Origin of the sequence: Methanobrevibacter sp. (assembly GCF_030539555.1) — an archaeon.
In the GTDB taxonomy this organism is placed as follows: Archaea; Methanobacteriota; Methanobacteria; order Methanobacteriales; family Methanobacteriaceae; genus Methanocatella.
The window spans coordinates 1-10768 of sequence record NZ_JAUNXX010000051.1; the positions used below are offsets into that span (position 1 = coordinate 1).

Consider the following 10768-nt stretch of genomic DNA (forward strand, 5'->3'; position numbering starts at 1 on the left):
ATGTAAATTTAGAAGATTCAGTTATTTTCATAAAAGGCGATGATGACATACTGGCTGTCGATATCAACAATGTAGGAATTAAACAAAGGGCAGATGACACCATGGGTGTTAGATTCTCTTTGACTCCAAAGCAGACTAAAGAACTGGAAAAATTTTTCACTAAATTCCAGAATGGCGAAAAATTATATTTCAACATTTCACAAACCGGTTATAGGCCGGTTTACTACAGGGGACTGTCTCCAATTACAAAGGAGGTAAGTACAGACATTGAATCAAAATTCAATGTAACAGCATTCCTGCAGAAAGCCATTGTCGTTCCGGATGACAATTACTTTGAACCTACCTGTGAATGTTGTGAGTTTTGCCACATAGGGTAGTGGTTATATGTGGAATTCACAAATATCGAATAAAATGAAGATAACCAATGTCAAGACAGGGAAATTTATAGTTCTTGATCAAAGAAGAGTTCAGATAAGGGAAAATCAAAATGGCCTGATGGCCTTCAGCTATAAGGCGCCTTTGTTTGAAACAATGGAGATTGAGGATTTTTTTGATAATTTGGATTCATCTGGAAAATTAACTGTGGACATTGGTGAAACTGGTGAGTTTGGTGTGAATTTCAGGGGAATTATTGAAGGAAAAGAAAAGAATTTCCCCAGGAATCTGGACCACAAAATAATCCTGCTTGAAAACCATAAATGCCCAAAACCGGGAGAATATGTTGCTGTTAAAAGATTTTCGAAATTTGTACCTCGAGGTAAAATTTCTGAATAATCTTATATTCATTTTTTTTTAAAATTCGTCTTCTACGGCAGCCCATAGTTCGGGAGCCCAACCTTGTTTACCATCAATTACCATATCAAGTAATCGTACCTTTCCATCTTTAAATCGGAATAATCTGTAGTCTTGTTGTGGTTTTTTGGATGTTCCTTCTTTATTGCAGTCAAGATATACTCCTTCTGAATATTCCGCTTCAAAATTGCCTGCCCGTACGAAGTCTCCAACAAGTGAATAGCCATTGCTAATGCTTTTGTCTAATTCTTCTACTGTCTTTAACCAGCCGCCCTGTGCTCTGAATTTTATGTCAGGGTCAATTTTTGTTATTTCTTCTTGCCAATTCAAAATCATATTACCAAATCCTTTTTAATATTAATTTGAATTTTGGTTGAATATAAATGAAAAGCAAGAGAGCATTTGGAAAGTAATATTATAACAATAGTTATATAATATGAATTAAAATAATTATATATAATTAAAATTCTAAAATTATATATTGATATTAAATAACTTTGGGCTTTTAATTATGAATTTATTTGAAAAATTTGGCATTGAAACAGAAAATGAACATTTGTATGAAATGGCGTTTACTCATGGTTCCTATGAGTCAAAACATGATTTGAATTATACCTATGAAAGATTGGAATTTTTAGGCGATTCAGTTTTAAGTTTAATAGTATCTGAATATTTATATAAAAAATATCCTCAATACGAAGAGGGAAAACTTACAAAATTAAGAGCAAATTATGTTTGCCAAAATGCTTTAATCTATTACTCTCATGAGCTGGGTTTAAAAGATTATCTTCATGTGGCTGTAGAGGAATCAAATCTGACTGACAATGAAATTTTATCCATTACAGCGGACATATTTGAATCATTTTTAGGTGCAATATTTCTGGATCAGGGAATTGAATTTGCTAAAGACTATGTATCAAAAACAATTTTCAAATACATTGATGATGAAAAGGTCTTTTTCAAGGATTATAAGTCTGCAATGAAAGAATATGGGGATGCTGAAGAACTTGATATCTCTTATGAGGTAGTGGAAGAATACGGTGTTCCTCATGAAAAAACATTCATAATAGCTATTTTAATTGATGGAAAAGAAATGGGATTAGGTAAAGGAAAAAATAAAAAAGAGGCTGAACAGGCCGCCGCCAAAGTTGCAATCGAAAAGTTAGGTGTTTTAAATGTATGATGAATCTGTCGGTATTGTTGAGACAAAATATTTTGATATTGCTGATCCGATTGAATTGGACAGCGGAGAAATTCTCAATAATGTTACTGTTGCTTATGAAACATATGGTGAACTTAACAAGGAAAAGTCCAATGCTATCTTAATCTGCCATGCATTAACCGGTGATGCTCATGCTGCAGGATGGCATGAAGGAGATAAGAAACCCGGCTGGTGGGAAATCGTAATTGGGCCTGGAAAAGCCATTGACAGTGAGAAATATTTCATTATCTGTTCCAATGTATTGGGTGGCTGCAAAGGAACAACCGGTCCAAGTTCCATTAACCCTAAAACCGGAAAGGAATACGGTCTTGATTTTCCAGTAATTACTATCAAGGACATGGTCAAGGTTCAAAAGAAACTGGTTGATTCATTTGGAATAAATCAGTTATCTGCAATTATCGGTGGATCCATGGGTGGAATGCAAGTTCTGCAATGGATGATAACTTACCCTAAGATGATGAAAAAAGCAATTCCAATTGCAACATCCGCCATGTCTTATCCTCAACAGATTGCATTTAACGCTGTAGGTCGTCAGGCAATCTTTTCAGATCCCAATTGGAATAATGGAAACTATTATGGAACCGGTAAAAAACCGGAAAACGGCCTATCTCTGGCAAGAATGATTGCACACATTACCTATTTGAGCGATGAATCAATGGACCTCAAATTCGGAAGAGGCCTTCAGGATAAGGATGAAATCAGTTATGATTTTACAATTGATTTTCAGGTTGAAAGTTATTTAAGGCATCAGGGAAGAACATTTGTAAAGCGATTTGATGCAAATAGTTATTTATATATTACAAAAGCTGTTGACTTATTTGATGTTTCTGTTAATAATTCTTTAAGTGATGGTTTTAAGGATGTCGAAGCTAAAGTGGAGATAATTTCAGTTGATTCAGACTGGTTATATCCAACAGAACAAAACAAAGAGATTTTAACAGCCCTCAATGCAAATGATGTTGAAGTGTCCTATTCAGAAATCAAATCTAACTATGGTCATGATGCATTTTTGCTTGAAAAAGGACAACTTAATTTCATTTTCTCAAAATTCCTGTCCGATAATATTGTTGAAGACATAATGATGGAAGAGATTGCCACAATTAAGGATGATGCTGATGTTCAGGATGCAGCTAAATTAATGCTGGATAAGCATGTAACCCATATTCCTGTTGTCACTGACGACTATAAGCTAATCGGTATTGTCACTAGTTGGGATTTGTCAAAATCCATTGCCACTAACTCAAATCACCTGAAAGACATCATGACAACAACAGTCAAATATTGTCATGCTCAGGATAGTATTGAAGAAATCGCAAGAAAAATGCGCGATTTTGACATTTCATGCCTTCCGGTTGTAGATGAGGATATGAAAGTCTTAGGTCTTATCACAACAGACCAAATTAGTAATTTACTCAGTTAAATTACTTTTATTCTATTTTTTGGAGTCGTTACTATTTCTATAAAAGCTAAGTTTATTGATGGTGCTAAAAAAGGTATTCCAATCACGTTCGGATATGTTCCAATGGGGATTGGTTATGCTGCAATAGCAATAAAAGCAGGAATGACTCCATTGCAAACAATTTCAATGTCATTTCTTGTTTATGCTGGTGCAGGTCAGATTATTGCCGCATCAATGGCTCTTAGTGGGGCAACTGCAATTGCAATCATATTAACAAATTTTGTTGTTAATCTAAGGTATTTTGTAATGTCAACATGTGTCCTAAATCAGGTTGAAGAGTCAAACACTCCTTTAAATATTCTGGCGGCACATGTTACTGTCGATGAATCCTTTGCAATGTTTTCACTGTCTGAAGATTCATCGATTTGGATTTATCTTGGAATCTCCATAACTGCATGGTTAAGCTGGTGTTTGGGTGCCGGAATTGGAGTATTTCTACTTGATTTGCTTCCTGTAATAGTGACAAATAGTTTTAACATTTCCCTATATGCACTGTTTGTAGCTATTTTAACCCCTGCTGTTAAAGAAAACAGGCAGATTGCACTTTTAGTTTTAATAACTGCAATTCTAAATGTTATCTTAAGTCAATTTTTAGGGAATTGGTCTTTGATAGTATCAACACTTGTCGGTGCGGCGATTGGAATGTATATAGTTGATGATGAATATCTGCTTTCTGGTGATGTCTGATGGATTATATTAACTTGATTATTCTTGGTTGTGCAGCTGTAACTTTCATTCCTAGATTGATTCCTGCGTTATTCATTGACAAACTAAACTTTTCACCAAAATTCGAAAAATTCCTGAATTTAATTCCATATACTGCTCTTGCCGCTTTGATATGTCCGGGTGTATTAACGGTGGATAATCAGCTGTGGTATATAGGTCTGATCGGTGCGGTTGTAGCGGCGGGTCTTGCCTGGAAAAAAGCTCCGATGGGAGCTATTGTGATTATAACAGTGATTGTCTTAATCACAGTTTATTCTATCGTCCCGTTTTTTTGAATTTTCAGCTCCAAGCGGAAATTAAAAAAGGGAAATTGGATTGATAATGTGGATAAGTTTGAATTTGATTTTTCCACTTGGAACTGTTTTTGTAACAAAATCTGTTATAGAAATATTACATATGTTAAAGATGAATTACCTAGTATATAAATGTTTTGTTTTTAATTTTTCATATAATTTTTAATAAATATCGTTTAAATTAATTAATAATTAATATAATATTATTTTTAATTATAAATAAATTTTTATAAGTGTATTTAGTTAAATTACTTATTTTAAACTTTTTTTAATATATTTAAAGTAATTTAATTTATTTTATAAAAAATAGTAAAGTTTATATACTATGTAATTTAACATTAACATAAGTAATTAGTTTTTAACATAATTACTTCATTACTTAAATACTTTTGCAAAATGATAAGTTATTTATGGGATACTATGAGAACCATGATTAAATATTTAAGACAAGAGCTCAAACTGAGCCAAAAAGAACTTGGGGATAAGGTTGGCGTTACCAGACAAACCATTAATGCGCTAGAAAATGGTAGATATAACCCATCTTTATTTTTAGCATATGAAATAACCCAGGTTTTTAATAAATTAATGTTCAAAGGAGATCGAGAGAAATATTTCATTATGGAAGAAATTTTTATTTTCGATGACGATTACTATTAGGAGTTAAAAAAATGATTTTAGATATATATAAAGATGCACTTGAATATTCAGCAAAAGACTGGAAAACACTTGTGGTATTGGGTGTAATTTCATTGTTCAGTTTCTTATTGCTGCCGATATTCTTACTTACAGGATATAATTATAGAGTTATCAACACAGCAGTTCATGGGGTTATCAACGGAAGAGATTCTCTTCCTGACTTCGATGATTTAATCAAAATGTTCGTAGATGGGGTAAAAGTTGTAATAGTTCAGATAGCATATTTGCTAGTTCCTGCAATAGTCTTTTTAATCTTCGCAATTGTTGCAGGAAGTCTAAGCGGCATTGCATCATCTGCAATAATGATTGTCGGATGTGTAATCACATTTGCTTTGATTGTAGTTGCATGCTTGATGAACCAAATGGGCTTATGTCACATGGCAAACAATGACGGAGCATTCTCAAAAGCATTCGCAATAAGTGAAATAAAAGAAGTGATTGATGAAATAGGATGGTTTAATTGCATTGCAACCTATCTTGGACTGATTATAATAACTGTGGTAATAGCACTTGTTGTAACCGCAATTATTTATGGAATATTTACCATATTCGGAGTTTCAAGCGCTGTTTTAGGTGTTAATCCAAGTGGAATATTCATAGTAGGAGTCCTAATTAACTCAGCAATAACCATGTTCCTTGTCGGACCGTACCTGATGATATTCAATGGAAGATCAATTGGATTATTATACACAATGCAAATTTAAGGTGATCTGATGGCAAGCATAACTGATTGTGTCGTTGAAGGATTAAAATATCCTTTCAATGACATTAAAAAACTTTTGGGCCTTGGAGGGCTCTTTGCATTGATAAGTGCAATATCCGTATTCATAAGCGTCAAGTCATTTGGAATCTTCAGGGCTGCTGTTAATGTTGTTGAGAAGTCCAATGTTACTGCATCACAATTATCATTTTCACAATTGCCAAGCGGAGACATTTATCTTGTGGCCGGTCTGGCTATTGTTAGCTTTATTATCACATTATTCATATTTGGATACCAGTATAATATTGTTAAATTCTCCATTGACAAGAAAGAAGATCTTCCGGGATTTGGAGATCTAGTGGGAATGTTCATCAAGGGAATCAAATATTTCCTTGTAATCTTGGCTTACAATATCATTCCGTTGCTTGTATTTGCAGGTGGAATAATGTTTGGGGGCGAGTCATTTGTGATATATGTGATGCTGATTTCAATGTTATTGTTCATAATTGCATTTTTCCTCCAGATTATGGCATTAAACAATATGATTGCACATGACAGCCTTAAAAAAGCATTTGACATAAGAGAGATAATTGATAATATTGCTAATCTTGGATGGGCTAAGTATATTGGAATAATACTCTTTACAATAATTGTCTATATGATTATCATGGTTGCAGTAAGCTTCGTTCTGAGCTTTATAACAGTATTATTTGCAGCAACCATTTCCAATCAGGCATTAATCATATCAGTTGTTATTGCAGTGATTGAAGGATTGTTCATTGACTCATATGGAGCTCTCTTCTACAACAGGGTTTGCGGATCAATATATAGGGAATCAATAAAATAATTAAAATTCGGTTATATTAAATGGGTGATAATTTGAAATTCAATTCAAAAATTTTAGGTGTTTTGTTAGTATTATTGGCTGTTGCTATGGTGATTTCAGCCGCAAGTGCAGTTAATCTAGCAGGCGATTTTAAAAATAATGATTTTGGAATTGATGTCATTTCAGGAACTAATTTCACTGAAGATGTAAATGTCTCCACAGAGAGTATGAATCTGCTGGTTTTTGAAAACTCAGGAAACAATTCCAGTGATGTAAATTCAATAATCTACTTTAAGGACACTACAGCAGGTAAAAACGAAATAAACTCTTTTATCAAAGATCTGGAAAATGGCGGAAATAAAGTTGAGGAAACTGACAAGTATGTTGTATTTAAAAATACTCAAAAATCACATGATTTTGACATTTCAAATGATTTAGGAAGTATCTTTGATTTTATGGGAAGCATTTTCTCCGATGAAGGTTTAAATGTTTCTTCTGAGGGAAACTCAGTTTCATTATCAGGTAATGGTTTGGAAGTTTCTTCTGCTGACGGTGAAAATATATCCATAACATATGAAGGCGTAACTGTTTCCGGCAGTGCATCTTCTGATAATGGGACTTTCAATGAGACAGTCAACGTTTCCGGTGATGCCGGTTCAAGCATTGAAGACTGTGATTATTCAATTTATTTGAAGAATAAAGCTAACAATAAGGTTATTGTTATATCAGGTAATAATTTGGAATTATTGAAGTCAATGGCTGAGACAGCTTCTTTTAATGGGAATTAAACATTCTCATTATTTTTTTTTAAATTTTTTTATAGGGGATTTTTGTTATGGTAGACTATGTTGTCGAAACAAATAATTTGTCAAAAATATATTCCAAAAACAGGGTGGTAAATTCAGTCAGCATGCATGTTGAAAAAGGAAAAATCTATGGGCTTTTAGGTAAAAACGGGGCCGGAAAAACCACTACCATGTGCATGCTCTTGAATCTCACATATCCGAGCAACGGCGAGATATATCTTTTTGGAAAAAACTCAAGACACTATTCTGATGAGATATATTCCAGGATAGGATCAATTATTGAAACTCCCGGATTCTATGAGAATCTAACTGCATATGAAAACCTAAAAATTATTTCAAAGTTAAGGGGGGATTATAATCCTGTCAACATCAGACATGTTCTTGAAATGGTTAATCTGGAAAATGCAGAATCAAAAAGATACAAAGATTTTTCTTTAGGTATGAAACAACGTTTGGGAATAGCTGCAGCAATTATGCACAGTCCTGAATTATTGATATTGGACGAACCGATAAATGGCCTTGACCCATTCGGAATCAAAGAAATCAGAACATTGCTTAAAAGATTATCTCATGAGTTTGGGATAACGATTCTGATTTCAAGCCATATATTAAGTGAAATAGAAAACCTTGCCGATGTCATTGGATTTATGGATGAAGGTGTTTTAATAGAGGAAATCAAAAAAGAAGATTTACATAAAAGATTGGATAAGTTTGTTGAATTTGAAGTATCCAACATAGATTTGGCAGCAAATATTCTTAAAGAATTGGAGCTTGAAGAGCATAAGGATTTCACAATAAATGGTGATGTCATTTGTTTGTATTCCCATTTGGATCTAAGGGACAAATTCAATGCATTGTTTGTTGGCGCAGGAATTGACGTGAGGAAGGTAAATCTGTGCGAGGAAAATCTGGAAGAATTTTTCACAAGATTCATTTCAAATAATTGATTCGGGTGATTGGATGTTAACTTTTATTGAGATGGAATTTTTAAAACTTAAAAGATCAAGAATATTCTTGTTAAGTCTGATGGGTGCCATTCTGCCCCCATTACTGATGTTTATTGCAGTTACATCATTTGGTGAAGGGGAAAGCTTTGAAGCTTTGTTTAACAATGTTAATATGTATATGTCTGCAATGTTTGCGGTTCTGATTTTTGCAATAATCATATCCTATCTTTTCGGAAGGGAATACAATGAGCATACTCTAAAGACAATGCTGACCATTCCGATATCAAGGGGAAAGTTTTTGGCAAGCAAATATGTCATGTTCTTGGTATGGATTGTGATTTTAACTGTAGTTACATGCATATCCACGCTCATATTCGGTTTTGCTGCAGGTCTTGAGGGATTCAGCCTAAAACTGTTCATCAGTAGTTTTGCACAGCTTCTCTATGCAAATGTCCTGTTGTTTTTGACATTCTCTCCATTTGTATTCCTGTCCCTGTTCATTACAAATATGGTTCCTGCAATGGTTGGAGGTGCTGCTTTAACGCTGGTGAATCTTATGGTATATGGTCAAAACTGGGCGCCCTTTGTGCCGTGGGTATGTCCATATCTGATTGCATCAGGTGAGATAGCCGAATATAGTGCAAGTATTACAGTATCTTACGGCATTATTTTGGCCACTTTTCTAATCGGATTGGTCGTTTCCTACATTTACTTCATTAAAAAAGATGTTGCACTTTAACATCTTTTTCTTTTTTTAAATTAACTTTTAAGTATCATTAAACATTAATATAATACCATGTGTTCAATTGTAGGTCTTCAAGGTAATTTCAATGGAAATGATATAATTAAAATGTTAAAAGCCTCAAAAAATAGGGGTCCTGATGCATCAGGTGTTTTTTTAGATAAAATTCACACTAACATCAATCTGGATGAATTTCGTGATGATAATGGATATGACATTGCTTTCGGTCATAATTTGCTTTCGATCTATGATTTGGAAGACCGGCAATCCAGACCACAGCCAATTTCAAACGATAATCTTGTCATGGTTTTCAATGGTGAACTTTACAATTTCAGAACTATTAGAAATTTGCTTGAGAAAGTTGGAGTTACTGCAGAAATAAAATCTGATGGTGAAGCGCTACTTTATTTGATTGACAGCTACAATAAGGGAGATTTGGTTAAAGCAATTCAAATGGCAACCCGTCTGATTGATGGGGATTATGCATTTGCGGTATATGATGGTGAGAACCTGGTTCTTGTTAGAGACCCTTTGGGAGTAAAACCATTATTCTATTCACTCGAGAATGATAATTTCGGCTTTGCATCATCAGTCCAATCTCTTAAGGAAGTCGGATTCACTGACATCCGCACATTAAAACCTGAACACATATTGTTCAATGGGGAGGTTATATCTCCTGCACAGCATCTTTATGAAAAAATCTCTGAAGGTGATGTAGCTAAAATAGACAAGATGTTAAAGTTGAGTGTTGTTAAAAGGGTTGAAGGATTACATGAGGTCGGCGTAATATTTTCAGGAGGTGTTGACAGTTCATATCTTGCCCTACTTTTAAAGGAGATTTCCGAAAATATTCCACTTAAAATCAAACTTTATGCAGTGGGTGTGGAAGGTTCAAAAGATGTTGAAGCAGCAATATATGCTTCAAAATTCCTTAATTTGGATTTGGAAATCTGTGAAGTAACTGAAGATATGATAAGGGAAGCTTTGCCAAGTGTCGTTAAAGCTATTGGTGATGATAATCTTATGAAGGTCGGTGTTGGTCTTACAACTTACTTTGCAACAGGATTGGTTGCAAAGGATGGTATGAAAGTGGCCATTTCAGGTCAGGGTGCAGATGAGCTATTTGGAGGATATAAAAGATATCTTCAGAGTTTTGTTGACGGAACTCTAAACTGGACGTTAAGGGAAGACATGTCAAATATGTATCATGTTAATCTGGAGAGGGATGATGCATGTTCTATGCTGAATTCAGTTGAGTTAAGATTGCCGTTTCTGGACAAGACCCTTGTGGAATTGGTATTGAACATTCAGGACAATAAAAAAATTGTGTCCATGCATGATGATATGAGAAAAAGTATTTTGCGAAAACTTGCTTTTGAAGAAGGCCTTGATTATGAAATAGCCTACAGGCCTAAAAAGGCTGCTCAATATGGAACGGGCATTGATAAAATTTTAAGAAAAAAAATTATAAAAGATATTGATATTTCTAAGTATCTGCAATAGTTGTCTCTTTCAAAAACTTGTGTGATTTGAATTTTCACTAGTTTTTGAGTCATGAT

The 10768-nt window shown here is 34.0% G+C and carries 14 protein-coding genes; 13 read left to right on the forward strand and 1 reads right to left on the reverse strand.

Translation table 11 applies throughout. The features are described 5' to 3' along the window. Together Q4Q55_RS08160 and Q4Q55_RS08165 are read left to right on the forward strand one after the other, a co-directional pair. Positions 1-377 (forward strand): hypothetical protein (locus tag Q4Q55_RS08160; RefSeq protein ID WP_303372330.1); only part of this gene is annotated, 377 nt, incomplete at its 5' end. 34 nt (positions 378-411) lie between these two features. After that, positions 412-774, forward strand: a complete 363-nt coding sequence (locus Q4Q55_RS08165; RefSeq protein ID WP_303372331.1) for a hypothetical protein — start codon at positions 412-414, stop codon at positions 772-774. 18 nt (positions 775-792) lie between these two features. Here Q4Q55_RS08165 and Q4Q55_RS08170 read toward each other — a convergent pair whose 3' ends face one another. Beyond that, on the reverse strand, positions 793-1128 hold the full coding sequence (locus Q4Q55_RS08170) for a hypothetical protein (protein WP_303372332.1): 336 nt from the start codon (positions 1126-1128) through the stop codon (positions 793-795). Between the two features lie 175 nt (positions 1129-1303). Here Q4Q55_RS08170 and rnc point away from each other — a divergent pair, with 175 nt between their 5' ends. The 11 genes from rnc to Q4Q55_RS08225 all read left to right on the forward strand — a co-directional run bounded on the left by rnc (position 1304) and on the right by Q4Q55_RS08225 (position 10712). Next, positions 1304-1975, forward strand: a complete 672-nt coding sequence (rnc, locus tag Q4Q55_RS08175; protein WP_303372333.1) for a ribonuclease III — start codon at positions 1304-1306, stop codon at positions 1973-1975. Continuing rightward, entirely contained in the window at positions 1968-3434 is a 1467-nt protein-coding gene (locus tag Q4Q55_RS08180) for a homoserine O-acetyltransferase (protein ID WP_303372334.1), read from the forward strand. The genes rnc and Q4Q55_RS08180 overlap by 8 nt, the downstream gene beginning before the upstream one ends. A gap of 81 nt (positions 3435-3515) precedes the next feature. Then, a complete protein-coding gene (locus Q4Q55_RS08185) occupies positions 3516-4160 on the forward strand; it encodes an AzlC family ABC transporter permease (protein WP_303372342.1) in 645 nt (214 codons plus the stop codon). Further along, complete coding sequence (locus Q4Q55_RS08190) at positions 4160-4474, forward strand: AzlD domain-containing protein (protein ID WP_303372335.1); 315 nt, start codon at positions 4160-4162, stop codon at positions 4472-4474. The genes Q4Q55_RS08185 and Q4Q55_RS08190 overlap by 1 nt, the downstream gene beginning before the upstream one ends. A 438-nt stretch (positions 4475-4912) precedes the next feature. Further along, positions 4913-5149 carry a helix-turn-helix transcriptional regulator gene (locus Q4Q55_RS08195; protein WP_295001241.1) on the forward strand — a complete coding sequence of 79 codons (237 nt, stop codon included), beginning with the start codon at positions 4913-4915 and terminating at the stop codon, positions 5147-5149. An 11-nt stretch (positions 5150-5160) separates the two neighbouring features. Beyond that, positions 5161-5892 (forward strand): DUF4013 domain-containing protein, encoded by a 732-nt coding sequence (locus Q4Q55_RS08200; RefSeq protein WP_303372336.1) that lies wholly within the window; start codon positions 5161-5163, stop codon positions 5890-5892. A 9-nt stretch (positions 5893-5901) separates the two neighbouring features. After that, on the forward strand, positions 5902-6735 hold the full coding sequence (locus Q4Q55_RS08205; protein WP_303372337.1) for a DUF4013 domain-containing protein: 834 nt from the start codon (positions 5902-5904) through the stop codon (positions 6733-6735). A 32-nt stretch (positions 6736-6767) separates the two neighbouring features. Next, the gene (locus Q4Q55_RS08210; protein ID WP_303372338.1) at positions 6768-7502 is read left to right on the forward strand and encodes a hypothetical protein; all 735 of its coding nucleotides are present in this window, start codon (positions 6768-6770) and stop codon (positions 7500-7502) included. 47 nt (positions 7503-7549) lie between these two features. Then, a complete protein-coding gene (locus tag Q4Q55_RS08215; RefSeq protein WP_303372339.1) occupies positions 7550-8467 on the forward strand; it encodes an ATP-binding cassette domain-containing protein in 918 nt (305 codons plus the stop codon). A gap of 13 nt (positions 8468-8480) precedes the next feature. Further along, a complete protein-coding gene (locus Q4Q55_RS08220; RefSeq protein WP_303372340.1) occupies positions 8481-9206 on the forward strand; it encodes an ABC transporter permease in 726 nt (241 codons plus the stop codon). 57 nt (positions 9207-9263) lie between these two features. Then, positions 9264-10712, forward strand: coding sequence for an asparagine synthetase B (locus Q4Q55_RS08225; protein ID WP_303372341.1), 1449 nt, complete (start codon positions 9264-9266; stop codon positions 10710-10712). Positions 10713-10768: the final 56 nt, after the last annotated feature.

Coding starts and splice junctions, on each gene's coding strand:
- Q4Q55_RS08165 (WP_303372331.1), top strand. CDS start 412: ATGAAGATAACCAATGTCAAGACAGGGAAATTTATAGTTCTTGATCAA.
- Q4Q55_RS08170 (WP_303372332.1), bottom strand. CDS start 1,128: ATGATTTTGAATTGGCAAGAAGAAATAACAAAAATTGACCCTGACATA.
- rnc (WP_303372333.1), top strand. CDS start 1,304: ATGAATTTATTTGAAAAATTTGGCATTGAAACAGAAAATGAACATTTG.
- Q4Q55_RS08180 (WP_303372334.1), top strand. CDS start 1,968: ATGTATGATGAATCTGTCGGTATTGTTGAGACAAAATATTTTGATATT.
- Q4Q55_RS08190 (WP_303372335.1), top strand. CDS start 4,160: ATGGATTATATTAACTTGATTATTCTTGGTTGTGCAGCTGTAACTTTC.
- Q4Q55_RS08195 (WP_295001241.1), top strand. CDS start 4,913: ATGAGAACCATGATTAAATATTTAAGACAAGAGCTCAAACTGAGCCAA.
- Q4Q55_RS08200 (WP_303372336.1), top strand. CDS start 5,161: ATGATTTTAGATATATATAAAGATGCACTTGAATATTCAGCAAAAGAC.
- Q4Q55_RS08205 (WP_303372337.1), top strand. CDS start 5,902: ATGGCAAGCATAACTGATTGTGTCGTTGAAGGATTAAAATATCCTTTC.
- Q4Q55_RS08215 (WP_303372339.1), top strand. CDS start 7,550: ATGGTAGACTATGTTGTCGAAACAAATAATTTGTCAAAAATATATTCC.
- Q4Q55_RS08220 (WP_303372340.1), top strand. CDS start 8,481: ATGTTAACTTTTATTGAGATGGAATTTTTAAAACTTAAAAGATCAAGA.
- Q4Q55_RS08225 (WP_303372341.1), top strand. CDS start 9,264: ATGTGTTCAATTGTAGGTCTTCAAGGTAATTTCAATGGAAATGATATA.